The organism is Haloarcula sp. 1CSR25-25 (genome assembly GCF_032027985.1).
GTDB lineage: Archaea > Halobacteriota > Halobacteria > Halobacteriales > Haloarculaceae > Haloarcula.
The window spans coordinates 183,123-206,285 of the sequence record NZ_JAHYBW010000002.1 but is presented as its reverse complement, the minus strand read 5'-3'; the positions used below and the strand labels follow the sequence as shown (position 1 = coordinate 206,285).

The 23,163-nt window shown below is 66.8% G+C and carries 25 protein-coding genes; 13 read left to right on the top strand and 12 right to left on the bottom strand.

Going from position 1 to position 23,163, the window contains the following annotated elements; genetic code table 11:
• Positions 1 to 81: 81 nt before the first annotated feature.
• The 4 genes from KZ498_RS06080 (at position 82) to nadC (ending at position 5,331) form a co-directional block, all read left to right on the top strand.
• Positions 82 to 1,578 (top strand): amidohydrolase, encoded by a 1,497-nt coding sequence (locus tag KZ498_RS06080; protein WP_312617677.1) that lies wholly within the window; start codon positions 82 to 84, stop codon positions 1,576 to 1,578.
• Between the two features lie 239 nt (positions 1,579 to 1,817).
• Positions 1,818 to 2,945 (top strand): quinolinate synthase NadA, encoded by a 1,128-nt coding sequence (gene nadA / locus KZ498_RS06075; RefSeq protein WP_312618504.1) that lies wholly within the window; start codon positions 1,818 to 1,820, stop codon positions 2,943 to 2,945.
• A gap of 2 nt (positions 2,946 to 2,947) precedes the next feature.
• Positions 2,948 to 4,513: an FAD-dependent oxidoreductase gene (locus tag KZ498_RS06070; protein ID WP_312617674.1), complete on the top strand. Its 1,566-nt coding sequence runs from the start codon at positions 2,948 to 2,950 to the stop codon at positions 4,511 to 4,513.
• Positions 4,513 to 5,331, top strand: coding sequence for a carboxylating nicotinate-nucleotide diphosphorylase (gene nadC / locus KZ498_RS06065; protein ID WP_312617672.1), 819 nt, complete (start codon positions 4,513 to 4,515; stop codon positions 5,329 to 5,331). Before KZ498_RS06070 ends, nadC begins: the two co-directional genes overlap by 1 nt.
• Positions 5,332 to 5,338: 7 nt before the next feature.
• Here nadC and KZ498_RS06060 read toward each other — a convergent pair whose 3' ends face one another.
• Together KZ498_RS06060 and KZ498_RS06055 are read right to left on the bottom strand one after the other, a co-directional pair.
• Positions 5,339 to 5,830: a pyridoxamine 5'-phosphate oxidase family protein gene (locus tag KZ498_RS06060; protein ID WP_312617671.1), complete on the bottom strand. Its 492-nt coding sequence runs from the start codon at positions 5,828 to 5,830 to the stop codon at positions 5,339 to 5,341.
• 90 nt (positions 5,831 to 5,920) lie between these two features.
• Entirely contained in the window at positions 5,921 to 6,655 is a 735-nt protein-coding gene (locus KZ498_RS06055) for a bifunctional helix-turn-helix transcriptional regulator/GNAT family N-acetyltransferase (protein WP_312618503.1), read from the bottom strand.
• 181 nt (positions 6,656 to 6,836) lie between these two features.
• On the opposite strand from KZ498_RS06055, the gene KZ498_RS06050 reads away from it, so the two are divergent.
• A complete protein-coding gene (locus KZ498_RS06050; RefSeq protein ID WP_312617670.1) occupies positions 6,837 to 7,505 on the top strand; it encodes an RNA 2'-phosphotransferase in 669 nt (222 codons plus the stop codon).
• A 17-nt stretch (positions 7,506 to 7,522) separates the two neighbouring features.
• On the opposite strand, the gene gpmI is transcribed toward KZ498_RS06050, so the two are convergent.
• Positions 7,523 to 9,082: a 2,3-bisphosphoglycerate-independent phosphoglycerate mutase gene (gene gpmI / locus KZ498_RS06045; RefSeq protein WP_312617669.1), complete on the bottom strand. Its 1,560-nt coding sequence runs from the start codon at positions 9,080 to 9,082 to the stop codon at positions 7,523 to 7,525.
• Between the two features lie 158 nt (positions 9,083 to 9,240).
• On the opposite strand from gpmI, the gene KZ498_RS06040 reads away from it, so the two are divergent.
• Together KZ498_RS06040 and KZ498_RS06035 are read left to right on the top strand one after the other, a co-directional pair.
• Positions 9,241 to 9,633: a hypothetical protein gene (locus KZ498_RS06040; protein ID WP_312617668.1), complete on the top strand. Its 393-nt coding sequence runs from the start codon at positions 9,241 to 9,243 to the stop codon at positions 9,631 to 9,633.
• Positions 9,634 to 9,724: 91 nt separating this feature from the next.
• Positions 9,725 to 10,975 (top strand): DNA double-strand break repair nuclease NurA, encoded by a 1,251-nt coding sequence (locus tag KZ498_RS06035; protein WP_312617666.1) that lies wholly within the window; start codon positions 9,725 to 9,727, stop codon positions 10,973 to 10,975.
• A gap of 6 nt (positions 10,976 to 10,981) precedes the next feature.
• Here the strand turns inward: KZ498_RS06035 and KZ498_RS06030 are convergent, their stop codons facing one another.
• The 4 genes from KZ498_RS06030 to KZ498_RS06015 form a co-directional block, all read right to left on the bottom strand.
• The gene (locus tag KZ498_RS06030; RefSeq protein WP_312617664.1) at positions 10,982 to 11,284 is read right to left on the bottom strand and encodes a hypothetical protein; all 303 of its coding nucleotides are present in this window, start codon (positions 11,282 to 11,284) and stop codon (positions 10,982 to 10,984) included.
• On the bottom strand, positions 11,284 to 11,634 hold the full coding sequence (locus KZ498_RS06025; protein WP_312617663.1) for a winged helix-turn-helix domain-containing protein: 351 nt from the start codon (positions 11,632 to 11,634) through the stop codon (positions 11,284 to 11,286). The genes KZ498_RS06030 and KZ498_RS06025 overlap by 1 nt, the downstream gene beginning before the upstream one ends.
• 88 nt (positions 11,635 to 11,722) lie before the next feature.
• Positions 11,723 to 12,058 (bottom strand): hypothetical protein, encoded by a 336-nt coding sequence (locus KZ498_RS06020; protein ID WP_312617662.1) that lies wholly within the window; start codon positions 12,056 to 12,058, stop codon positions 11,723 to 11,725.
• A 42-nt stretch (positions 12,059 to 12,100) separates the two neighbouring features.
• Complete coding sequence (locus KZ498_RS06015) at positions 12,101 to 12,892, bottom strand: endonuclease/exonuclease/phosphatase family protein (protein WP_312617661.1); 792 nt, start codon at positions 12,890 to 12,892, stop codon at positions 12,101 to 12,103.
• Between the two features lie 87 nt (positions 12,893 to 12,979).
• On the opposite strand from KZ498_RS06015, the gene KZ498_RS06010 reads away from it, so the two are divergent.
• Both KZ498_RS06010 and KZ498_RS06005 read left to right on the top strand, forming a co-directional pair.
• Positions 12,980 to 14,872, top strand: coding sequence for an ATP-binding protein (locus KZ498_RS06010; protein ID WP_312617659.1), 1,893 nt, complete (start codon positions 12,980 to 12,982; stop codon positions 14,870 to 14,872).
• Positions 14,873 to 14,941: 69 nt separating this feature from the next.
• Positions 14,942 to 15,373, top strand: coding sequence for a universal stress protein (locus KZ498_RS06005; protein ID WP_312617657.1), 432 nt, complete (start codon positions 14,942 to 14,944; stop codon positions 15,371 to 15,373).
• Here the strand turns inward: KZ498_RS06005 and KZ498_RS06000 are convergent.
• On the bottom strand, positions 15,366 to 15,818 hold the full coding sequence (locus KZ498_RS06000) for a universal stress protein (RefSeq protein WP_312617655.1): 453 nt from the start codon (positions 15,816 to 15,818) through the stop codon (positions 15,366 to 15,368). The two genes, KZ498_RS06005 and KZ498_RS06000, sit on opposite strands and share 8 nt — an antisense overlap.
• Positions 15,819 to 15,984: 166 nt before the next feature.
• On the opposite strand from KZ498_RS06000, the gene KZ498_RS05995 reads away from it, so the two are divergent.
• Positions 15,985 to 16,698 carry a DUF4013 domain-containing protein gene (locus KZ498_RS05995; protein WP_312617654.1) on the top strand — a complete coding sequence of 238 codons (714 nt, stop codon included), beginning with the start codon at positions 15,985 to 15,987 and terminating at the stop codon, positions 16,696 to 16,698.
• On the opposite strand, the gene KZ498_RS05990 is transcribed toward KZ498_RS05995, so the two are convergent.
• Entirely contained in the window at positions 16,695 to 17,804 is a 1,110-nt protein-coding gene (locus KZ498_RS05990) for a KaiC domain-containing protein (RefSeq protein WP_312617652.1), read from the bottom strand. The two genes, KZ498_RS05995 and KZ498_RS05990, sit on opposite strands and share 4 nt — an antisense overlap.
• 109 nt (positions 17,805 to 17,913) lie before the next feature.
• On the opposite strand from KZ498_RS05990, the gene KZ498_RS05985 reads away from it, so the two are divergent.
• Complete coding sequence (locus KZ498_RS05985; RefSeq protein ID WP_312617650.1) at positions 17,914 to 18,765, top strand: NAD(+)/NADH kinase; 852 nt, start codon at positions 17,914 to 17,916, stop codon at positions 18,763 to 18,765.
• On the opposite strand, the gene KZ498_RS05980 is transcribed toward KZ498_RS05985, so the two are convergent.
• Positions 18,762 to 19,049 carry a hypothetical protein gene (locus KZ498_RS05980; protein ID WP_312617648.1) on the bottom strand — a complete coding sequence of 96 codons (288 nt, stop codon included), beginning with the start codon at positions 19,047 to 19,049 and terminating at the stop codon, positions 18,762 to 18,764. The genes KZ498_RS05985 and KZ498_RS05980 overlap by 4 nt on opposite strands.
• A 58-nt stretch (positions 19,050 to 19,107) precedes the next feature.
• Positions 19,108 to 19,716 carry a hypothetical protein gene (locus KZ498_RS05975; RefSeq protein ID WP_312617646.1) on the bottom strand — a complete coding sequence of 203 codons (609 nt, stop codon included), beginning with the start codon at positions 19,714 to 19,716 and terminating at the stop codon, positions 19,108 to 19,110.
• 158 nt (positions 19,717 to 19,874) lie between these two features.
• On the opposite strand from KZ498_RS05975, the gene KZ498_RS05970 reads away from it, so the two are divergent.
• Positions 19,875 to 20,417 (top strand): response regulator, encoded by a 543-nt coding sequence (locus KZ498_RS05970; protein ID WP_312618502.1) that lies wholly within the window; start codon positions 19,875 to 19,877, stop codon positions 20,415 to 20,417.
• On the opposite strand, the gene KZ498_RS05965 is transcribed toward KZ498_RS05970, so the two are convergent.
• Positions 20,414 to 21,034, bottom strand: coding sequence for a TetR/AcrR family transcriptional regulator (locus KZ498_RS05965; RefSeq protein WP_312617644.1), 621 nt, complete (start codon positions 21,032 to 21,034; stop codon positions 20,414 to 20,416). The genes KZ498_RS05970 and KZ498_RS05965 overlap by 4 nt on opposite strands.
• A 202-nt stretch (positions 21,035 to 21,236) precedes the next feature.
• On the opposite strand from KZ498_RS05965, the gene KZ498_RS05960 reads away from it, so the two are divergent.
• Complete coding sequence (locus KZ498_RS05960; protein ID WP_312617642.1) at positions 21,237 to 23,162, top strand: sialidase; 1,926 nt, start codon at positions 21,237 to 21,239, stop codon at positions 23,160 to 23,162.
• The last annotated feature ends 1 nt before the right edge of the window (position 23,163 follow it).

Genomic DNA, 23,163 nt, shown 5'->3' with positions numbered 1-23,163 from the left:
ACTGACCGGTGTGGCTTCGGGACCCCTAACAGTTGCTCTTGGCGGGCCAACGGTTTTGCAGTCGCCGCTCGGGAACTCCGTATGGTCGACCGCGTGTTCACGAACTGCGAGGTGCGGCCGCTGTCCGGCGAGGACCCGGCAGCAGCGGTCGCGGTGACGAACGGGACTGTCGCGGCCGTCGGCGACCCGGCGGAACTGTCGACCGCGGACGCCGAAACCGTCGACTGCCGGGGCGGCGTCCTGTTGCCCGGCTTCGTCGACGCCCACACGCACCTGGAGGTCGTCGGCCGGCGCGCAGTCGAAGCGGACCTCGCCAGGGCGGACAGCCCGGAGGACTGCATCGACCGGCTGCTGGCGGCCGACGACGGCGAGGGCTGGATACTGGGCTTTGGTTACGACGAGAGTGACTGGGGCGGTCACCGACTCCGGGCGGCGACGCTGGACCGGGTGAGCACTGAGCGTCCCGTGGCGGCCGCACGCGAGGACCTCCACACGGTGTCGGTGAACCACGCCGCGCTGGACGCCCTGGACCTGCCCGACAGCGGCGTCCGCATCGAGGACGGCGCGCCGACAGGCGTGCTCGTCGAGGAAGCCGCCGAAGCCGTCTTCGACGCTGTCGCGCCCGACGACACGCAGACCCGGGAGTACCTGCTGGCCGCACAGGAGGTGGCGCTCTCGGAGGGTATCACGGCCGTCCACGATATGGTGCGCCAGTCCCACGCCCCACGAGTGTACCGCGACCTGGATAGTGAGGGCGTGCTCTCACTGCGGGTGCGGCTCAACTACTGGGCGGACCACCTCGATGCGGTCCGGGAGGTCGGGCTGGCGACGAACCACGGTAGCGACCGGGTCGAAATGGGGGCAATCAAGACGTACGTCGACGGCTCCCTCGGGGCCGGGACTGCGCGGCTTCGGGAGCCCTACGCCGACAGCGACAGCGTCGGTGAGTGGCGGACAGACCCCGACGCCCTCCGAGAGCTGGTGGCCGCAGTCGACGACGCGGGCCTCCAGTTCGCCGCCCACGCTATCGGCGACGCGGCCATCGATGCGCTGCTCGCGGCCATCGAGTCCGTCGACGCCGCGGACCAGCGCCATCGCGTCGAACACGCCGAGGTCCTCACCGGCGACCTGGTGGCCCGGCTGGCAGCGTCGCCGCTGGTCGTCTCGGCGCAGCCGAACTTCCACCGCTGGGCAGCGCCGGGCGGCCTGTACGACGAGCGACTCGGCGAGCGCCGCCGACTGACGAACCGGTTCCGCGACCTCGCGGACGCCAGTGCGCGGCTGGCCTTCGGGAGCGACTGCATGCCACTCTCCCCGCTGTACGGCGTCCAGCAGGCCGTCACCGGGCCGGAGCCGAGCCAGCGACTGACAGTCGGCGAGGCGCTCCGGGCATACACCACCGAAGCCGCGTACGCGGGCTTCGACGAGGACCGTATGGGGACAGTCGCGCCGGGAATGGTCGCGGATTTCGCCGTGCTGGCAGCCTCGCCGTGGGAGGTGCCGGACGGCGATATTTCGGACATTGCCGTCACGCTGACCGCCAGTGACGGCGACGTGGTGTTCGATTCCAGAGCCTGAATCTAACGGACGGCCGTACCGAATGGATGGGCTTCTTGAAGTCCGGTTTCACAGTCACACACCCACCAATATCAGATTTGGAAGTGGGTTAGTCACCAAAAGTAGATATAAAAATCGATAGGCCACCATTCTGCGACTCAATAGTTTATCGCCCACCAACAGCCAGTGTTGAAGATAAAATCTTTTCATGTAGTAGTTCTGAAGCGTGAGTACCGACAGGTGGTTACATCGTGCCCGAAATGGAAACTGCCGCGTTCGAGACGGACCTCAGCCTCTTCAAGTACGACAATCTCGAGCAGCTCCCGCCGGCGTACCGGGACCTCGATGCGGACGAGCGGACCGACCGCATCGAGCGCGCGCTCGAAGCCCTCGGCGACGACGTGGTCATCCTCGGCCACAACTACCAGCGCCGGGAGATCGTCGAACACGCCGACTTCATCGGCGACTCCTACCAGCTCTCGAAGGAAGCCGCGCAGTCCGACGCCGACTACGTAATCTTCGGCGGTGTGACGTTCATGGCCGAGTCGGCGGACATCATCACGGACGACGACCAGTCCGTGATTCTCCCGTCGATGGAGGCCTCCTGCCCGATGGCCGGCATGGCCGAGGCGCTACAGGTCGACGCCGCGTGGGCGGAACTGACCGCGGCGCTCGACGACGACGAGGAAATCATCCCAATCACGTACATGAACAGCTACGCCGACCTGAAGGCCTTCTGCGCCGAACAGGGCGGCCTGGTCTGTACCTCCTCGAACGCCCACAGGGCCTTCGAGTACGCCTTCGAGACGGGCGACAAGGTGCTGTTCCTGCCCGACAAGCACCTCGGCGAGAACACGGCCCACCGGCTCGGCATGGCCGAGGAGACCGTCGAGTGGGACCCGTGGGACGCCGAGGGCACCGACGCCGCCGACGCCGTCGAGAACGACGTCATCCTCTGGGAGGGGTACTGTCAGGTCCACGAGCGGTTCCGCGAGCACCACATCGAGTCCATCCGCGAGGACTACCCCGACGCGAACGTCATCGTCCACCCCGAGTGTCGCCGCGAGGTCGTCGAGGCCGCCGACGTGGCCGGCTCCACCTCGACAATCTGTGAGTCCGTCGCCGAGGCCGACCCCGGCGAGACGTGGGCTATCGGCACCGAGATTCACCTCACCCACCACCTCCAGCGGTGGCACCCCGAGGTGGACGTCGTGCCGCTGTGTGGCGACGCCTGCATGGACTGCAACGCCATGCGCCAGATCGACCCGAACTACCTCGCGTGGGTGCTCGAGGAACTGGTCGAGGGCCGCGAGCGCAACGTCGTCGAAGTCGCGCCCGAGGAGAAGGAACTGGCACAGGTCGCGATGGACCGAATGCTGGAGATCTGACCATGACGGACGACCCGATTACGACCGACGTGCTGGTCATCGGCTCTGGCATCGCCGGGCTGACCGCAGCGCTCGCTGCTGCTCGCGAGGGCGACGACGTAACCCTCGCCACGAAAGCGACTCGCCCGGAAGGGGCCTCATCCTGGTGGGCACAGGGCGGCATCGCAATCTCCCGGGACACCCCCGAAGAGTTCAAAGAGGATATCATGGCCGCCTCCGACGGCACCGCCGACCCAGACGCCGTCGACGTGCTGGTCGAGAACGCCAACGAGGCCGTCGAGGACGTGCTGCTCGACACGCTCGAAGTCGACTTCGACCGGAACGGCTCCGGTCACGACTTCACCCGCGAGGCCGCCCACAGCGAGGACCGCATCCTCCACGTCGACGCCTCGACGGGCAGGCACATCCACGTCCCGTTCCTGAACTACGTCGACGACCGCGACGGCGTGGCGGTGCTTGATGACACCGCCGCGCTCGAACTCGTCCGCCACGAGGGCCGCGTCCACGGCGCGATGCTCGAATCCGACGGCGAGGTAACGCCCTGCTTCGCCGGGAGCGTCGTGCTGGCGACCGGCGGCATCGGTGACCTCTACCCGCGGACGACCAACCCCGAGAACACGACCGGCGACGGCATCGGGATGGCGGCACTCGCCGGAGCCGAGGTCACGGACATGGAGTACGTCCAGTTCCACCCGACAGCGTGTGTGCTGGAAGAGAGCGAGCCACCCCGTGGCCCGGACGGAGGCGGTGGAACCGCCGAAGCGGGCGACGTGGCGTTCCTCGTCAGCGAAGCGGTCCGTGGCGAAGGCGGCCTGCTGCGCAACGGCGAGGGCGAGCGGTTCATGCCCGACTACCACGCGGACGCCGAACTCGCCCCCCGGGACGTGGTGGCCCGGGCGGTCAAAGCCGAACGGGAGGCGACCGGGGAAGTGAGGCTGGACGTGTCGCCGCTTGACTTCGCCGAGGAGTTCCCGAACCTCGCACAGCGCTGCGAGGAGTACGGCATCGACTGGGCCGGAGGCATCCCGGTCGCGCCCGCCGAGCACTTCCTCTGTGGCGGCATCAGCGTCGACGACCGCGGCCGAACGACGCTGGACCGGCTGTACGCCGTCGGCGAGTGCGCCCGGACCGGCGTCCACGGCGCGAACCGCCTCGCCAGCACGTCCCTGCTCGAGGGGCTGGTCTGGGGCCTGCGGGCCGGCGAAGACGCCGCCGGGGCCGAGCCCGACCCCATCGAAGCGCCGGAGTTACTCGAACGGGACCCGGACCTGCCCGAGCGGTTCGCCCGCGACAAGTTCCGTCGGCTGACCCGCGTGATGGCCGAGAACGTCGGCGTCGAGCGCGACCCCGCGGACCTCGGGCGCGCGATGGCCGTCCTCCGGCGGCTCAAGGGCGAAGTGGACGCCTACGTCCGCACGCGGACCAGCCGCTCGCTGTACGAACTCCGCCACGCCAGCGTCACCGCTCTGCTGGTCGCGCGCCACGCCGCCGAGAACGAGGAGAGCGTCGGCACGCACAACCTCGTCCCCGGCGAGCGCGACGAGCGCCGGGAGCAGACCGCGGACTGATGCTCACCGACGCTGACGTCGAGCGGTGGCTCCGCGAGGACGTGGGCCACCACGACGTGACCAACGACGTGCCCGGCGAGACTACGGGGCGACTGGTAGCGAAAGACTCCGGCGTCGCCGCAGGCCTCGCCGCCGCCAGCGCGGTGTTCGAGTATCTGGACTGTTCGGTGGAGACACCGGTCGATTCCGGGGACGCCATCGACCCCGGCGACGTGGTGCTTCGCGTCGACGGCCCTGCCGAGTCGGTGCTCCGCGGCGAACGCGTCGCCGTGAACGTCACCGGCCACGCCTCGGGCGTGGCGACGAAGACGCGGGCCGCCGTCGACGCGGCGGCGGCCGACGCCGCCGCGGAGCCGCGAATCGCCGGGACACGGAAGACGACGCCGGGCCTGCGTGGCGTCGAGAAGCGTGCGGTGGCGGCCGGCGGCGGTGACACCCACCGGCTGGACCTCTCGCACATGGTGATGGTCAAGGACAACCACATCGCCGAGATGGGACTTGTCGACGCCATCGAGCACTTCCGCGAGCGGGCCTCCTTCGCGACGAACCTCGACGTGGAGGTCGAAACCCCGGAGGACGCCCCGCGGGCCGCCGAGGCCGGCGCGGACATCGTCCTGCTGGACAACATGTCCCCCGCCGAGACCGAGCGGGCCGTCGACCTCGTGGCGGCGGCAGACGCCGATGCGCTCACGGAGGCCAGCGGCGGCATCGCCGTCGAGGACGTGCCGGCCTACGCCGAAACGGGTGTGGACGTCATCTCGATGGGGGCGCTGACCCACTCCGCGCCGACGCTTGATCTCTCCTTCCGAACGGGTTGAGCCCCGGTCACTCCGGCCCGCTCGTCGAGGATTCGGTCCTGAGTTCCGGCGGGAGTTCGAGTTGCTTGATACCGGTCCGGTCCTCGATTCGGAACCGGTACAGCGCCGTGGCCTCCGTCTCGGCCGCTCGTTCGAACACGTCTGGCTTCCAGGAGGTGTCTATCTGTTCTTCTATCGCCCTGCGTTCGTCGTCGGGGACCCGCTCGATGGTCCCCGTCAGCAGGACGCTGCGCCAGTTGAACGTCGTCTCGATGTCGTAGACGAGAAACCGGGCAGCGTCCGCGTGGTCGCTCGCCGTCACTTTCCGGCTGTCGGCGCCGAGTACGTACACGAAGTAGAGCGCGGACTCGCCGTCGTACCAGAAACTGAGTGGACGCAGTAGCGGCGCGGAGTCGGTCGGGACGCCGAGCACGCCGATGCTCTTCCGTTCGAGGGTCTTCTCGATGTCCTCGCGGTCCATCTGGAGCATCCCGTAGTCTTCCAGTTCGGTAACTGTCATGCGGTCACTTGTCTGCAGATAATCATAAAGCCACGGGCGCCCTCCCTGTGTTCGCTGTTCGTCACGCGATGGGGTCGCCGGCGGACCGTCTCAGTAAAGCCGGCGGGCCAGCATCACTTCGTCGACCAGTTCCCCACGTATCTCGTAGTGGTCCGCGCGGACGGCCTCGACCGTCCAGCCGGCATCCTGCAGGAAGTCTATTGCCCGTTCGTTCGCGGCCGGGAGGCTGTTGTACACCTTCCGGCAGCCGCGGCTGGCGGCCCATTCGACCCCGCGGTGGAGCAGGTGACTGCCGATACCGTGGCGGCGGTACGTCTCCATCACGCCGAGCGTGAGTTCGGCCGTAGACGCGAGCTCGTCGACTTCGGACATCGCGACGTGGACCCAGCCGACGACGTCGTCGTCGACCGTGGCGACGAACACGACGCGACACCGGGTTGGGCTCCAGCGGACGAGCGTGTCCTCGTAGGCCAGTTGCTCCGCGACGCCGGCCGCAGTGAGATACGGGGCCTCGCCAGTGACGTCCCGTATCGTGCCGACGACGCCGGAGAGGTCCGACGGCCGGGAGGGCCGTATCTCGTAGCTGACGCCGGCCTCGTGGTATTCGGCCGTCTCACCGTGATGAAGCGCGACGGTGAGCCTCCCGTCCCCGGTGGTCTCGATGAGGTTGTCGCGTTTCAGAATGGAGACGTGGTGCTGGAACCGCTCGGGGTCGACGCTGATGGCTTCGGCCACCTCGGCGGGCGCGACGGGGCCGTTCCGTTCCACGAACCGATACACGTCGGCCCGGTCACCTCCGAGTTCGAGATCTGTTGGTGACGGCATCTCGCTACCGGCCACTGGTGACTGTATCCACTTGAAAATGCCCGGCGCGGCCGCTGGAGCATTCAGGCCAGTGGCCACAGCAGCGACCGTGGAGCCGCCGACGAGGGCATCCGGGAGACGTCGCCGGGGCGTCGCTCGCAGCCGCGTGACGCTTTTGTGTGGTCGCGGCCCATCCCCGACCATGCCAGACGCGGTCCGTCGGTGTCCCGAGGACGGCTTCTTCGAGGGCGACACCTGCCCGGTCTGTGACAGGGCGGGCGCGCACGTTCTCGACGGCAGACGGCGGCGACAGCTCTCGAAGTTCGTCTCCGGGGCGCTCAGGCACTTCCCCGGAGACGCGGGCATCGACGTAGACGAGGCAGGGTGGACGCCGTTCGGTTCCCTCCGCGCCGCAGTCGAGCGGAAGTACGACTGGGCAGACGGCGAGGCGCTTTCGGGTGTCATCGCCACGGACCCGAAAGGGCGGTTCGAGCGGACGGGCGGCGACGACGAGACGGGTGCAGCGGCCGCCGACGGTCTGGTCCGGGCGGCCTACGGGCACTCCGTCGGAGTGACACTCGACGCGACCGACGACCCAGTCCCGGCGACGCTGTATCACGGGACCGCCCCGGAGAACGCCGAGTCGATACGTGAAGCGGGGCTGAGGCCGATGGGTCGCCAGACCGTCCACCTCTCGGAGTCCGTCACAACGGCCCGCGAGGTGGGGCGTCGCCACGCCGCCGACCCCGTCGTGTTCGTCGTCGACGCCGCGGCGATGCGGGCCGACGACCGCCGGGTCGTCAAGCGCGGGACCGAGACGTACACGACTGACTGCGTGCCGCCGCAGTATCTCTCGGTGCTGGAAGGATAGCGCGGTCGCGTCGCCCGCTACTCGACCAGCGGCGTACCGGTCATCGCCTCCGGCTGGTCGACGCCCATGAGCATGAGTATCGTCGGCGCGAGGTCGGCCAGCGTCCCGCCGTCGCGGGCGGTCCGTCCGCCGGCGGTCCCGTCGGGGGCGAGGTAGATGAACGGGACGGGGTTGGTCGTGTGGGCCGTGTGGGGGTCCTCGACGGTCCCCATGTCGTCGGCGTTGCCGTGGTCGGCACAGATGAGGACGTGGCCGCCGGCGGCCTGAATCGCCTCGACCAGCCGGCCGAGCTGCTCGTCGACGGCTTCGACGGCGGTCACCGCCGCGTCGAAGTCGCCGGTGTGGCCGACCATATCGGGGTTGGCGAAGTTCAGGACCATCGCGTCGGGGTCCTCGGCCTCGATGAACTCGATAGCGGTGCCGGCCAGTTCCGGCGCGCTCATCTCCGGTTGCATGTCGTAGGTCGCCACGTCGGGGCTGTCGACGATCTCGCGGCTCTCGCCGTCGAACGCGACCTCCCGACCGCCGTTGAGGAAGTAGGTGACGTGGGGGTACTTCTCGGTCTCGGCCAGGCGAATCTGGGTCCTCCCGGCTGCCGAGATTACTTCGCCGAGCACGTCCTCGGGCTGGTTCGGCGGGAAGGCGACCGGCAGGTCGAACGTCTCGTCGTACTGGGTCATCGTCACCAGCCGGATGTCAGGCGGCTCGGTGTCGGCGCCCCAGTCCTCCGGGCGGATGTCGCCGAGCATACGAGTCAGTTGCCGGGCGCGGTCCGACCGGAAGTTGAAGAAGACGACCGCGTCGCCGTCTTCGAGGCCGGCGTGGTCGCCGACGGTCGTTGGTTCGATGAACTCGTCGGTGGTGTCGCGGGCGTAGGATTCGGTGGCCGCCGTGACGGCGTCGTCGGCGTGGTGGTCGCCCTCGCGGCGGACGATGGCGTCGTAGGCCCGGCGGGTCCGCTCCCAGTTCTCGTCGCGGTCCATCGCGTAGTACCGGCCACAGACGGTGGCGACGTGGCCGGTCCCGTGCTCCTCGGCGTGGGCCTGCAGGTCGACGAGATAGTGCTCGCCGCCGGTCGGCGAGGTGTCCCGGCCGTCGGTGAAGGCGTGGGAGACGGCGTCGGTGCCGCGCTCGCCGGCGAGTTCGATGAGCGCGTGAAGGTGGTCCTGATAGGAGTGGACGCCGCCGTCGGAGACCAGCCCCATGAAGTGGACCCGGCCACCGTGCTCCTCGGCGTACTCGAAGGCCGACAGGACCGTCTCGTTCTCGAAGAGCGGCGGGTCCTGTGCGGCGTCGTCGGGCGGCGACTGCCCCCGCGAGCGAGCGATGCTGTCGCTGACACGGGCGGAGGCCTGCTTGACGACGCGGCCGGCCCCGATGTTGAGGTGGCCGACCTCGGAGTTGCCCATCTGGCCCTCCGGGAGGCCGACCCGGCGGCCGTGGGTCTCGAGCGTCGAGGCTGCACCCGTGTCGCGATACCGGTCGAAGTTCGGCGTGTCGGCGGCGGCGACGGCGTCCCGGACACCGTCGTCCGGGTTCAGTCCCCAACCGTCCAGGATGATGAGTCCGACGTCCATACCAAAGGGTCACACGACCAACCTAATACACTGTCGGTCAGGCCCGAGCGTGACGGTCGATAGTGCCGAATCCGGCTGTTCTGGTGGTGCTACGCCACGCTATCGGTGCGGATATTCAGAACCCCGAAATTAAGAGGGTGGCCCGCATTCGGTCGGGCATGACTCGGAACATTCTCTCGGACGATCTGGCCGACGCAATCGTCACGACAGCCCGGACGGCGACGGGCGACTCGCTCCGGTCAGTGACGTATTTCACACGTGCGAACTTCGAGCAACTCTACCTGCGGGGGGACCTCGAACAGGACGCCGACCTGAATGACTTCGTCGGCCACGAGTGGCAGGGGTACAAACAGACCAAGAACGCATACCAGGAGTCCGAACTGGGCGACTACCGCTTTACCGTGCGTGCGTTCTCCAACGGCTACCTCCTCCGGGCGACGACCGAACGACAGGGCGTGCTCATCACCACGGACGGCCTGACGATGCAGTCCTACGAGGAGATCGCAGAGGCCATCGAGCGCCTGCTCCGGGAAGAATCCGGCAAGGAGTAAGCGCCGAATCGGCGGGCGACCACCGGCAAGGAGTAAGCGCCGAATCGGCGGGCGACCAAAGGGTTATGCCCGTTCCCGCGAACGCACGGGCATGACGCTGGACCCGGTCCACGTCGACGGCATCGCCAAACTCGCCGGGCAGGTGCGCGAGACCGTCGAGACGAGCGACCAGGAGGCAGCCGCCGAGGAGGTGTGGGACAACTTTCTCGACCCGCTGTGGAAGGACGGGACGGAGATTCTGGAGCCACTGGACGAGCAGCGCCGCCGGAAGGTCCCTGTCGAGGACATCGCGCTGGCGGACCCGCCGTTTCCGACCCAGCACGGGCTGGACTCGGGTACCATCAACCCCACGACGTTCAAGAACGGGCTGGTGCTGGACGTGGCGCAGGCGGCGATGGGTAGCGTGCCCTCGGACGTCGAACTCCACCGCGGCCGAACGATTATCATGGCGGTCCACTCGAACGACGCGACGCTGGGGTTCGACGGCGACTGGCAGGGCGGGGACCGCGGCTACGCCAAGCGGCGCGTCCTCGACGTGCCACAGGTCGACCGCTACGAACAGCGGGTCGTGCACGCGCTGGCGCTGTACCTGGCGGAGAGCCAGCACGCGCTGACCAACGCCGACGTGGTCGAGGACCTGTTCATCCTCGACGGGCCCATCTACCCCACCGGCGTGCTCCGCTGGGCCGACCGCGACACCGAACTGGCCGACCTGCTCGCGGAGGACGACCGCCCGAAGACGGTGGTGAACAACTACGTCGACCTCGTCGAGCGGTTCGTCGAGCGGGACGTGCCCCTGGTCGGGTTCATCAAGAACTCCTCGACGAAGGCCCTCACGCGAGCGCTGCGGCGCAAGACCAACGCCCCGTGGGTGAACGACACCGCCTTCTTCCGCCGGATCCTGGAGCGCCGCGACGACGAGGGTGAGCGACGGACCGACTGTCTCACTGCGACGAACTGGTTCCGCTCGCGGGCCGGCACCGACGGCATCATGGCCGCCACTGGCGACGCGCTGGGCATCGAGCGGTCGCTCGACCCCGAGTCCTACGAGGTGACCTTCTTCGTCCTCTACGACCCGCGCTCCGACCTCGTGTTCCGCGTCGAGGCCCCCTACGCGTTCACCAGAGACCCGGAGTGTCGGGCCAAGCTCACGCGACAGATTCTCCACGACGTGGCCCGGGAACAGGGGCCGCCACTGGCCATCGGGAAGGCCGACGAGCTCGCCAAAATCGACCGGCAGGGCAGCGAGGAGCTCACCCGCCGCATCGAGCGGACGTTCGAGACCGACCGCGAGCGGGAGTTCAACGACATCCGGTGGGGCGCCGTCGAGGAATCGTTCTGAAGCGGGCTATCCGCGACGGGCCAGGACGATAGCGTACAGGATAGACAGCAGTCCGACGCTCTCGGTCAGGGTACTCGGAATCGGTAGCGCGACCGGTGGGACGACGCGGACCGCCGCGAGCGTGACGAGGTACGAGACGAAGGTGAGGAGGCTGATTCCGACAGCCAGCGCGAGCATGGAACGGGTCCGCTGTCGACGGTAGCCGACGAGCGCCAGTGTGGCGATGAACAGCCCCAGCCCCGTCTGTGCGAGGTGGACAGTGATTTTCACGGAGACCCACATTTCGTCGGAGAGGCCGGCAAACTCCATTAGAGCCCCTCCCAGAGGTCGACTAGGGCGTCGGCGAACTCGTGTGTCGTCGACTCGACGGAGAGGCTGACGTCGAAGGCCCCGTCGGTGAGACACACGGTGAGCTCGTCCATCTGTGCCTCGTAGACGTCGACGTGATGGCCGTCGTCAGCGAGGCGCGTTCGGGCAGTGACGAGGCCGCAGTCTTCGAGTGCATCCAGGCGGCGGTACACGGTCGAGAGTGACATGTCGCAGTCGTTGCTGAGTTCAGTTGCAGTCATCGGTCTGTGACTCGTGGCTGCAAGGAGCGCGCGAGCGTAGTCGTCATCGAGGAGGGCAAACACCTCGGTCGGGGACGGATCCTCGGCCACACGCGGTAGGTTCACCCGCCGCCGTGGTATAAGTCAACGGTCGTTCGCTGACCCAGAAAACGGACCGCGGTTCACCAGATCTGAAAAGCTACGCCGTCTCGGCCTGCTGCACCGTCACGTCGACTGTCTCGCCGGCCACGCCGAGCCGGGCGAACTGCGTTCTGACGTGTTCCTTGGCCGCGTCGATGGCCGCGTCCCGCGTCTCGAAGCCGCGGGGCATCGGGGATTCGAACGCGATTCGTATCTCGCGGTCGCCGATGGACTGGACCTGACCGCCGCTTTCGACCTGGTAGAAGGCGTCACAGACCCAGACGTAGGGTGTCCCCTCGTCCGGCGCGCCGTTGAACTCGGGCGGGTCCTCGCCCGGTTCGTACAGCGTCCCGGTCAGCGTCGTCCCACCTGCTGTCCCCCGAATAAGCAACATAGTTCGATATAGGGGCCCCAGCGGCAAAAGATTCTCCCTCGCTCAGGGCTCGCAGTCGACAACGACGGGCAGGTGGTCGGAGCCGTAGTGGTCGTCGTCGCGGTCGGCGACGACCGCCCTAGTGTCGACGGTCACGTCCTCGCTGACGAACACGTGGTCGATACCCATCCCCGGGAGCAGGTCGTGGAAGTCGGTCCGACTCGTCGTCGGGCCGTGGGTGACCGTCGCTATGTCGCGGGCATCGACGAGCCTGCGGCCGTCCGGGAGTTCGTGGCCCTCGGTCCGCTCGTAGGCCGGCTCGCCGACGACGCAGTTGAAATCGCCCATCACCACTGCGGGAGTGTCCCGGGCGACGGAGTCGAGATGGTCGAGCACCAGTTCGATGCCCGAAAGCCGTGCGTCAGCGCCCTCGTGGTCCAGATGCGTGTTCAGACACAGCAGGTCAGCCTCGGCGTCGCGGTCCCGGAGGCGGGCCCAGGTCGCCACGCGGGGATACGCAGCGTCCCAGCCGATGCTGCTGGGCTCGGCGGGCTGTTCGGAGAGCCAGAACGTGTTCGTGGCCGTGCAGTCGAAGCGGTCGGTCCGGTAGCCGATGGCCGTGTGCTCCCCGCCGACGGCCACGGATTCCCGCGGGTCACCGACCCACTCGTAGCCGTCTAGCAACACCTCTAGCTCCCGGAGCTGGTGGGCCATCGCCTCCTGCACCCCGATTATGTCCGGGCTGTGATACCGGATGATTCCAGCCACCAGCCGCCGCCTGTGGGGCCACCCGTCCAGCCCATCCCCGGCGGTGTCGTACCGCACATTGAAAGACATCACCCGCGTCGGCTTCATACGCCTCCGTTGACAGCCACCCGGGTAAGGTTTCACTTTCACGCTGCTTGGGAAAGGTGTTAATCCCCGGCTACCCTCGACTGGGGTATGTCCGACCTCGGGGATTTCACTGATTTCGACGGCGACGACGCGGCAGCCGACGACGAGACCCACGACGACGAGGCCGCCGACGCGACCGACGACGGCGGCCGGGCTGTTGACGCGACGGATAATACTGACGCGACTGACGACGACTTCGAGGAGATGGAGGTCGCGCCGGCGGGCGCGGACACCGGTCTCGGAGTCCTCTCGGCGGCAAAGGGCCTCCGAATCAGCGAGGAAGCGGACGAGACGGTCCTGCGGGCGTACGTGACCGCGCGGAACCGCTCGCGCCTGCGTATCGGGACGTATCTGCTCGCCCCCTATCCGGGCGGGGCGGGTTCGCCGCCAGACCAGAAGCGGGCCGAGAGGCCCGCAGGCGGCGAGCGCCTGTTCTGTCGCATCAAGGCCCTGGAGTACGCCCAGGAGTTCCACGCCGACGACGCGACCGAGATCCACGCCCGGCGGGCGATGCGCGAGCGGGGCATCGACGAGCGGGACTTCAAGTTCATCGCGGAACTGGAGCCGGTCGCGGTGCTGTACAGCGACGGCGGCGAACTCAAGCGGCGGATGACCGACCGGGTGCCCAAACCCGAGACCGTCGTCCGGGAGGCCACCGACAAATCCGAGATAAAGACCGGCCTAAAGATACCCGAGGACGGCGTCTTCCTGGGCCATCTCGCCGTCGGCGGCGAGAAGGTCCGCACCGCCGCCGAGCCGCCGACCATCGACTACCGACTGAAAGACGACTACGACGCCGGCGACCCGCTCGTGTTCCGGCACACGCTCGTCGCCGGCGGGACCGGGTCCGGGAAGACCCACAGTTCGAAGAACGTCCTGCGGCAGTATCTCGGCCGGACCTACGAGATGGGCGACGGCCGGACGCCCGAACTCGCGGTCGTGCAGTTCGACCCCCAGGACGAGTACGCCCAGATGCACGACGACAACCCCGCGATGACCGACGAGTTCGAACGGCGCTGCGAGCGGGAGGGGGTCGCCTACGGCGGCCACGACGACACCATCGCCTTCGTCCCGAAGGTGGCCGGGGCCGACTACAACGCCAGCCACCACCGCGCCGAACAGGTGGAGTTCACCATCCCGTTCTCGCTGGTCCACGACAACCCCTGGCTCATCGCGGGGTCGAGCCTGAACGACAACCAGTACGGCGCGCTGGTGAACACGCTGCTCCCGCGGTTCGAGCGCGAATACGGCGAGGGCGGCACGTACAGCGACTTCCGGACCTTCCTCGGAGACCCCGCGCTCAAGGAGGAACTGGACGAGGCGGGCGACGTACACGAGGCCACGTTCGACGCCGTCAAGCGGCGCGTCCAGGGGTTCGGCGCCGTCTTCGATCAGGACGCCCGCCCCATCACCGACCAGATATCGCAGTTCGTCCGCGACGGCGGGCTGACGGTCATCCCGACGTACCACATCACGGACTCCCGGACCGCCTCGACTATCGTGCTGGCCGTCTCCAGCCTGCTCATCGACCAGAAGCTCTCCAACGACCCGACCTACGACCGCATCAAGGAGACGCCCCTCGTCCTCGGGATGGACGAGGCCCACAACTTCCTCACCGACGCCGACAGCGTCCAGGCCCGCAAGGTCATCGGGAAGTTCACCGAGGCCGCCAAGCAGGGCCGCAAGGAGCGTCTGGGCCTGTATCTCATCACGCAGGACCCCCAGGACATCGCCGGCCCGGTGTTCAAGCAGATCAACACGACGATGGTGCTCAATCTCGGCGACGAGGACGCCATCTCCGCCGTCAACATCCCCAGTAACCTGGAGTCGAAGGTCCCCTACATGGAGAAGGGCCAGCGGGTCGTCTACTCGCCCGACAACTCCGAGCCAGTCGAACTCATTGGCCTGTCGACGTGTGTGACCCGCCACGGCCGAGACTGACAAATCGCAGGCCGGCTCGTTGATTGCAGCGGGCCGAAGATTCAAACCGACTCCGGGGGAAAGGAGCGTATGGCAAAGCGAATACTCGTCCCGGTCGACAGTTCCGATCAAGCGGCGGCAGCCTGTGAGTTCGTAGCCGAGGAGTATCCGGACGCGACGGTCGTTCTGTTGCACGTCATCAACCCCGCAGAGGCCGGGTACAGCGCGGAGGCGTCGATTCCGTCCTTCTCCGAGGAGTGGTATGAGAAACAGGAAGCCACAGCGGATGAGCTGCTCGACGAACTCGAAGCGACGGTGACCGAAGCCGGTGTCGAGTCAGTCGAACGCGTCATCGAGGTCGGTCGACCGACGAAGGTCATCGTGGAGTACGCGGACGACCACGACATCAGCCAGGTCGTCATGGGGAGCCACGGCCGCTCGGGAGTGTCCCGTATCCTGCTGGGCAGCGTCGCCGAGATCGTCGTCAGACGGGCATCCGTTCCCGTGACGGTCGTCAGGTAGCCTTCGGGTGCCGGACGATGTGGACGTCGTAGTGGGGGTCGTTCGACACCGGTGAGCCGACGCTACAGACCGGCGTCGACACCCGCCCGGCGTTCTCGCTGCCGATGAACACGATTGAGGCACCCTCCTCGTGAGCGACTTCTCTGATGGTCCGGGTGATATCCGTCGTCGTCGAGGCAATCGAGCTCACGTCCTCCGGGACCTCGTAGCGGAACGATGCCCTCGGGGCTATCGTCTCGGCCTGCTCCCGCATCCGGTCGGCGATGGCCGCGACGTCGAACGCCTCGTCCGCGTCGAGCCAGCCACGTTCCCGCGCGTACTCCGCATCGTCCGGGATGACTGACAGCGCAGTGATGTCCTCCTCGCGGTAGTCCGCGAACTCCGTCGCCCGCTTTAGCGCGGCTTTCGACAGGTCCGAGCCGTCAAAGGGCACGAGTAGTACCATATCCGACGTGTCGCCCGGTTATGATTTATTGGTTCCGCAAGCCCTGAAAGGTAGTGTCGGATTCGTCCCGCGCTAGAGCACGGGCTCCCCCGTCGCAGGTCGGTAAGCCGAGCGAATAGCCCGGCAAGGTGCCTGTAACTAACTGAGAGGGATGTGACCAATAAACATGGATTCGATAGACGACGCACTCAGATACCCCATGGAAGACGACGACTGGATCGTGACCGCCCTCGTCGGTGGCGTCCTCAGCCTCCTCTCGGTTCTCGTCGTACCCGGCATCCTGGTGTACGGCTATCTCGTTCGGGCGGTTCGCGAGCGGGCCGAGGGGGCGACACGGCCGCCGGCGTTCGAGAACTGGGGCGAGCTGTTCGTCGACGGCCTCAAGGCCTGGGTCATCGGCATCGTGTACATGCTCGTCCCGCTCGTGGTGTTCGGGGTGACTGTCGGGGGCAGCCTGCTCGCGATGGGGACCGGTACCCGCGCCGGGGCGGGTGCCGGCCTGGCCGGCCTGTTCGGCGGGTTGGTGGTGTCGTTCGTCCTGTCGCTGCTGTTTGGCTACGTTGCGACGGCGGCCATCATCCACTTCGCCTGTACCGGCGAGTTCGGTGCCGGGTTCGATTTCGGAACGCTACGGACGCTGGTCCTGTCGGCGGAGTACGCGACGCCGTGGCTGGTCTCGGTTGCCCTGTTCATCGCCGTCAACGTCGCGGTGAACTTGCTCAACGTCATCCCGTTCGTCGGCTCGCTCGTCGCCGTGATTCTCAGCCCGTTCGCCACCTTCTACGTGGCGGTCGTGGCGACTGACCTCTGGGCCGGCGGCTACAACGCCGCACTCGACGAGCAGGAAGAATCGGAGTCGGTCGGGACGGCGACAGTTTAGAAGATGTTGGCCTGCTGGTAGACCGAGATGCCGTCGTTCGTTATCTCGTAGGGTTTCGTCTCCCGCGAGTGGTTCGCGTTCCGTATCTTCTGTATCTCGACGGCGAGCCGCGTCTCGCTGGCCTCCGACCGGACGTACTGGAGGATGAACACGGCGTCGGTCAGGTACTCGATGATGCCGTGTCTGGACGCGAAGGGGTTAGTCTCGCTGGCCTCGGAGACGAGCATCGTCGTCACGCCGGCCCGTTTCAGCGACCGGGTGAAATCGAACACCTCTGTGCGTCTCCGGGACTGGTCGTCGTACATCATCTCAAGCAGCGAGACGGAGTCGAGCACCAGCCGGTCGGCGCCGAACTTCTCGATGAGGTCCGGGAGTTCGCCCCGGATGTTGTCGAGGCTGTTCGCCATCTCGACCGGGTCGAGGTCGACAATCGCTAGCTGGCCCTGCTCTTCGTAGGCTTCGAACCCCCAGCCGCGGTCATCGGCGGTGTTCAGTATCGCATCGTGGGACTGTTCCAGGGTCAGAAACACGGCGTTCTCGCCGTTTTGCAGGCCGTGGTGGAGGAACTGCAGGCCGAACGTCGTCTTCCCGGTGCCGGCCGAGCCGATGGTGACGACGAGATGTCGCTGTGGAATCCCGCCCTGTATCATCTGGTCGAGGCCCTCGATGCCGATGTCGACCCGCGGGATGTCGGACTCGAACTCCTCCTCGAAGCCGCTATCGCTGTCACCGTCACCGCTGCCGGCGGACTCGAACGCGGTGGCGAAGTCGTCGTCGAAGAGCCCGCCGCCGTCATCGTCGCCGGCAGTCCCAGCGGCTGTACCGGCGGGTCCACCGCCGCCGCTACTGGAGGAATCGCCGCCGTCGTCGAACGGACTGCTGGTACTCTCCTCCCCGAAGGCAGAGCTGCCGTCGTCGTCGAAGGGACTTTCGCCACCACTGCGCTCGGATTGCCCGTCGTCCCCGAAGAGCCCGGTGTCGGCGGACGCCGACTCCTCGGCGTCGCTTTCCGATGTCGGCGGCGCATCTCTCGATTCGCCGTCGCCGCCCTCGTCGTCCAGCGCGCTTTCGAACCAGTCGTCGCCGGACTCGTCGTCCCCACTCATACGCACGACCACCAGCCACACGAACGGCTCATGGAAGGGGATACGCGTCGGGACTGATATAATTGCCGTCGTAGAGGGTTTATGTACGGTCGGCCGGAACCTCCGGGCAATGACTGTCGGGATCGTCGCGCAGCGGGATAACGACCGGGCCATGTCGCTTGCGAGTACACTGTGTGACCGACTGCGTGCCACGTCGGCGGCCGTCGTCGTCGACGAAACGACCGCCGGGGCGCTGGGTAGCCACGACGCGTGGGAGGCCGCCGTGCCCGATTCGGCCCCGGTCGATGAGATGTCTGAATGTGACCTTGTCGTGAGCATCGGCGGCGACGGAACCTTTCTGTACGCGGCCCGGGGCGCGGGGTCGACGCCGATACTGGGGGTCAATCTCGGCGAGGTCGGCTTCCTGAACGCCATCGCGCCCGAGGAAGCCGTCGAGACGGTCGTCGCGGAGGTCGAGCACATCCAGAAGACCGGCAGCGCCAGGACGCGGGCCAAGCCGCGGCTCCAGGCCAGGGGCGACGACTGGGAGCTCTCGCCGGCGCTGAACGAAGTCGTCGTCCAGAGCGAGCGCCGCGGTCACGGCGGCGGGGCGACACTCGACGTGTACGTCGACGGCTCGCTGTACACGTCCGGCCACGCCGACGGCGTGCTCGTGGCGACGCCCACCGGATCGACGGCGTACAATCTCAGCGAACGCGGTCCGCTGGTCCACCCCGACGTTGCGGGCCTCATCATCACGGGGATGGCGGGCGAAACAGGGACGCCGCCGCTGGTCGTGGACGTTGACAGCGAAATCGTCGTCGAACTCACGGACGCCGACAGCGGCGTCGTCGTCAGTGACGGTCGGGTCCGAAAAGACGTGGTCCCGCCGGAGCGGGTGACCCTCTCGCGTGCGAGCGAACCGGTCCGGCTCGCCGGGCCGCCGCTTGACTTCTTTACCGCACTGGACAAGCTGGCCTAACGCCGGCCGACGGCGTACAGCACCGGTGCGAGGACGAGCAAAACGAGGCCGAACAGTTTGTACTGGAACGACGAGGCGAGGATGCTCCCGCTGTTTGGTTCCATCGCCGACGCCGGCGTGATCACGAGCAACGCGCCCAGCGCAATCGTGTGCAGCCCCAGCATTCGGAGCGAGCGTTGCGGGAGAATCGCGACGAGCCCACCCACAAAGCCGAATAGCAGGACATCACCGATGGTGTAGTTCAGCAGGAAACTATCGATGAGTTGCAGCGGTGACGCGAGCATTCCTATCCAGAATTTCGCCGTGATGGAATCTTTAAAGTTCCGTTACGCCGCCGACCGCTCAGTCGGTCGCCTTTCCCTGCGGTGTGAGCAGGAGATAGCCGGTCGACGGGACGCCGGCCGTCCGCAACCGGAACTGCCGCGGTTCCTCGTGTGCCGTCGAGAGGGCCACGACATCGAGGTCGGTCGTGCTGACCGTCTCGGCGTCGACTTCATCGATGCCGGCCACGAGCAGGGCCTCGGAGAGCGCCGTCCCGTTGAGCCGGTCGGCGGGCACGTCGAAGGTGGCCCCGAACGCCTCGTTTGCCGCACGCACGATCGGGCCGTGGCCCTCGTCGACGAAGTACAGCACCGGGTCCGGGTGCCCGTCGAAGAGGTCAATCGGCTGTGGGTCCGCCGTCCCCTCGGCGTCTGCGGACACGGTCATCGTCTCGTCGGCGGTCTCGCCGGGCGAATCAGTCAACAGGAGATAGGAGACGCCGCCCACCCCACCACCGAGCGCCAGGCCGAGCCCGACGGTGACCTGTTGGGAGAGCCCCAGCGAGAACACCGACTGCACCACCAGCGCGACGGTCGCGAGCACGACCGCGCCTACCCCGATCCAACCGACCACGGCCGCGAGGCTCCCGAGGCGGTGTCGGCCCCCCGCGTCGGTCGACGACTTTCTCATCGGTATATACTCTATGGGCCACGGGTTAACGCTTTTCGAGAGCGCGCCGCCGGTGAATCGCCCCGGTGTGTCCGCCCCGACCGCTGATAAAACATATACAGTCGCCAGTCTTAGAGAGGGCTACTAGCGTGTCCAGAACTACTGCCGGTCCGCCGCGTGTGCTCGTCGTCGACGACGAACAGGACGTCGCCGACACCCAGGCCCTGAAACTCGACGAGCGCTACGAGACCGCGGTGGCGTACAGCGGGCAGGCGGCACTCGACACTGCCGGGCCGGAGTTCGACGCCGTGTTGCTCGACCGGCGGATGCCCGACGTGCACGGCGACGACGTGCTCACGCGACTGCGTGAACGCGGGTACGGCGGCGTCGTCATCATGCTGACCGCCGTGGACGCCGACCTGAACATCCTGGAGATGCCCTTCGACGACTACCTCCAGAAGCCGGTCGACCAGTCGACGCTCCTGTCGACGCTCGACCAGCACCTCGACCGCGCCGACGGGGACGACAGGCTCGACGAGTACTTCCGGATCTCCTCGAAGCTCGCCGTACTGGAACGCGAGAAGTCCGCGTCACAACTGGAATCGAACGCGGAGTACACCGAGCTGAAGGAACGGGCCATCGAACTGGAGTGGGTACTACAGGCCGAGAACGACGATTTCGAGGAGCTAAAGGAGACCCACCAGTCTATCAGCCGGAGCTAGGTGTCGAGGATGAGCGTCTCTTCGATGTACTCGTCGATGGTGTCTCGCACCCCGGAGATAGGGTCGTCGTTGCGCGTTGCGTTTTGAAGAATCACGCCGTCGAGTATCGTGATCATGAACTGCGAAACCGTTTCGGGGTCGACGTCGGCGAAGACGCCCTGTTCGATGCCGTCCTCGATTATCCCCGCGAACTGCCGTGCGAACAGCTTGTCCGTCTCGGTGAACTTCTCGCGGAAATCGGGGTTCTGGACCGCCTGTGCGCGCATCTCGACGTAGGACCCGAGCACTGCGTTCTTGTCCGGGGTATCGACGCAGTCGGGGAAGTCGTCGAGAATCAGGCTGACGAAGGTCTTGATGTCCTGCTCGGGGTCGCCGGTCGACTCCAGCTGGAAGATGCGGTTGAACTCCGCGAGAATGAACTCCTGAAACGACAGCAGCAGGTCCTCCTTGCCGTCGAAGTGATGATAGAACGTCGACTTGCTGAGGTCGGCCTCGTCCGCGATTCGCTGTATCGAAAGTCCGGCGTACCCGTATTCCCGGAGTGCACGGAACGTGGCTCGCATTATCGCCTCGTGGGAGTCCGCTGGCTCCCCGGCGAACGGAATTCCATCACTCATCCCGACCGAATATTCGTTCGGGCTGTAAATACCTTCCCTCTGTCACCGAACCACAACGTTGATAGGCGACCGAACGTTCGTTCGATATACACGGTTCGGACGGGAGTCCGCGCAGAGGTATGTAGGAGGTACCCCGATGTCTCTGACGCGGTATCCGTTCCGAACAGGACCAACCTATGGAACGCCCGAACTGTCCCCATCCATGAAATCACGTACGCTACTTGTACTGACCGTTGTCGCATTGCTCATGGCGTCCGGAACGGCGATTGCCGCCGTGACCGGGAGCCCCGACTTCGACGCGACGTTCGTCGACAACACGGTTACGCCCGGTGAGGAGACGACGCTCGACGTCGTTCTCGTCAACAGCGGGACGGTGGACTCCGGACCATCGTCCCAGACTGTTCGGACCAGCGAGGTGACGACCGCCCGCGGAACCACGGTCAAAGTCAACGACGGCGACGCCCCGATTACCGTGACGACGAACAAACAGGCCGTCGGGTCCGTCCCCGAAGGGAAGACGGAACCGATATCGTTCGAGATCAGCGTCGATGACGACGCGAGCCCCGGGGACTACACGGTCCCCGTCATCGTCGAGTACGAGTACACGAGCTACATTTCCGAGGGCGACGGTACACGGGACGAGGAGACCGCTACCGAACGGATCGAACTCGACCTCGAGATCGACGACGACGCGGCCTTCGACGTGGTGGGCGTCGACTCCGGCGCCCGCGTCGGCTCGACCGGAACGGTCGCAGTCACCGTCGAGAACACCGGCGACGAACCGGCTCGGGAAGCCTCGGTGACGCTGGAATCGACGAACCCAGAACTCACGGTCGGTAGCGACACCAGCAGCTCCCGGTTCATCGACACCTGGGAGGCCGGCGAACAGCGTACCCTCCGGTACCGCGTCGGTGCGAGCGGGGACGCCAGGGCCGAACCGTATCAGTTCGACCTCCGGGTCGACTTCGACGACACGGACGGGGTGCGAAAGAGCACGTCCGCATCCTCGCTCGGTATCACGCCCGACCCGGAACAGTCGTTCAGCGTCCGGGGCGTCGACAGTGACGTCGCAGTCGGCGATTCTGGGACGTACAACGTCACGCTTCACAACGACGGGCCGGTGGCCGTCAGAGACGCCACGGTCTCCCTGCGCTCACAGAGCAGCCAGATCGCGTTCGGCGGGTCAGAGTCCGCCGAGCAGTACATCGGGACGTGGGAGCCCGGTGAGACCCGCACCGTCAGCGTCGAAGCCTCGGTCGGGAAGAACGCGTCCGTCAGGGGATACGCGCTGTCGGCCACTGTGGGCTACATCGACCCCGAAGGCGATTCCGGCGTTGACGACGGCATCGCCCTCGGCATCCGACCCGAGCCCGAGCAGTCCTTCGAAATGGGTGACGTGGAGTCGACGCTGCAGGCCGGCGACGACGGCACCCTCGAAGCCTCGCTGACAAACACCGGCGACCAGACGGTCCGCAACGTCGTCCTGAACTGGGAGAGCGACCACGACAACATCTCGCCCAAGGAGACCCAGTACGCAGTCGGTGACCTCGACCCCGGCGAGTCGGCGACCGTCTCCTTCGACGCCGACGTCTCGGACAACGCCAACGCCGGCCCGCGGCAGTTCGATTTCGTCGCCAGCTACCGCAACACCGAAGGCGACAAACGCGAGAGCGACACGCTGGAGATCCGGCAGAACGTCGACGGGCGCGCCGACGAGTTCATCGTGGAGACGAGGAACGCGTCGGTGAACGTCGGCGGGTCCAGTACGCTCGCGGTGACGATTACCAACGACGCCGGCGAGACGCTGACGAACATCGAGGCCAAGCTATTCTCCGAGGACCCGATCTCGGTGTCCGACGACCAGGCCTACGTCGAGAGCCTCGAACCCGGCGAGTCGACGACCATCGAGTTCGGCATCAGCGCCAGCGGGGCGGCGATGACAAAGAACTACCCCGTCTCGATGGACTTCCAGTACGAGGAGCCGGACGGTGACACCCCTGTTTCAGACACCTACAGCGTGCCCGTCTCCGTGACCAACTCCGGCGGTAGCGGCTCGCCGCTGGCCGTCATTGTCGGCGTCGCGCTGGTGGCCCTCCTGGCCATCGGCGGCTACTTCAGGTTCCGGTAAC

Coding starts and splice junctions, on each gene's coding strand:
- KZ498_RS06080 (WP_312617677.1), top strand. CDS start 82: ATGGTCGACCGCGTGTTCACGAACTGCGAGGTGCGGCCGCTGTCCGGC.
- nadA (WP_312618504.1), top strand. CDS start 1,818: ATGGAAACTGCCGCGTTCGAGACGGACCTCAGCCTCTTCAAGTACGAC.
- KZ498_RS06070 (WP_312617674.1), top strand. CDS start 2,948: ATGACGGACGACCCGATTACGACCGACGTGCTGGTCATCGGCTCTGGC.
- nadC (WP_312617672.1), top strand. CDS start 4,513: ATGCTCACCGACGCTGACGTCGAGCGGTGGCTCCGCGAGGACGTGGGC.
- KZ498_RS06060 (WP_312617671.1), bottom strand. CDS start 5,830: ATGACAGTTACCGAACTGGAAGACTACGGGATGCTCCAGATGGACCGC.
- KZ498_RS06055 (WP_312618503.1), bottom strand. CDS start 6,655: ATGCCGTCACCAACAGATCTCGAACTCGGAGGTGACCGGGCCGACGTG.
- KZ498_RS06050 (WP_312617670.1), top strand. CDS start 6,837: ATGCCAGACGCGGTCCGTCGGTGTCCCGAGGACGGCTTCTTCGAGGGC.
- gpmI (WP_312617669.1), bottom strand. CDS start 9,082: ATGGACGTCGGACTCATCATCCTGGACGGTTGGGGACTGAACCCGGAC.
- KZ498_RS06040 (WP_312617668.1), top strand. CDS start 9,241: ATGACTCGGAACATTCTCTCGGACGATCTGGCCGACGCAATCGTCACG.
- KZ498_RS06035 (WP_312617666.1), top strand. CDS start 9,725: ATGACGCTGGACCCGGTCCACGTCGACGGCATCGCCAAACTCGCCGGG.
- KZ498_RS06030 (WP_312617664.1), bottom strand. CDS start 11,284: ATGGAGTTTGCCGGCCTCTCCGACGAAATGTGGGTCTCCGTGAAAATC.
- KZ498_RS06020 (WP_312617662.1), bottom strand. CDS start 12,058: ATGTTGCTTATTCGGGGGACAGCAGGTGGGACGACGCTGACCGGGACG.
- KZ498_RS06015 (WP_312617661.1), bottom strand. CDS start 12,892: ATGAAGCCGACGCGGGTGATGTCTTTCAATGTGCGGTACGACACCGCC.
- KZ498_RS06010 (WP_312617659.1), top strand. CDS start 12,980: ATGTCCGACCTCGGGGATTTCACTGATTTCGACGGCGACGACGCGGCA.
- KZ498_RS06005 (WP_312617657.1), top strand. CDS start 14,942: ATGGCAAAGCGAATACTCGTCCCGGTCGACAGTTCCGATCAAGCGGCG.
- KZ498_RS06000 (WP_312617655.1), bottom strand. CDS start 15,818: ATGGTACTACTCGTGCCCTTTGACGGCTCGGACCTGTCGAAAGCCGCG.
- KZ498_RS05995 (WP_312617654.1), top strand. CDS start 15,985: ATGGATTCGATAGACGACGCACTCAGATACCCCATGGAAGACGACGAC.
- KZ498_RS05990 (WP_312617652.1), bottom strand. CDS start 17,804: ATGAGTGGGGACGACGAGTCCGGCGACGACTGGTTCGAAAGCGCGCTG.
- KZ498_RS05985 (WP_312617650.1), top strand. CDS start 17,914: ATGACTGTCGGGATCGTCGCGCAGCGGGATAACGACCGGGCCATGTCG.
- KZ498_RS05980 (WP_312617648.1), bottom strand. CDS start 19,049: ATGCTCGCGTCACCGCTGCAACTCATCGATAGTTTCCTGCTGAACTAC.
- KZ498_RS05975 (WP_312617646.1), bottom strand. CDS start 19,716: ATGAGAAAGTCGTCGACCGACGCGGGGGGCCGACACCGCCTCGGGAGC.
- KZ498_RS05965 (WP_312617644.1), bottom strand. CDS start 21,034: ATGAGTGATGGAATTCCGTTCGCCGGGGAGCCAGCGGACTCCCACGAG.
- KZ498_RS05960 (WP_312617642.1), top strand. CDS start 21,237: ATGAAATCACGTACGCTACTTGTACTGACCGTTGTCGCATTGCTCATG.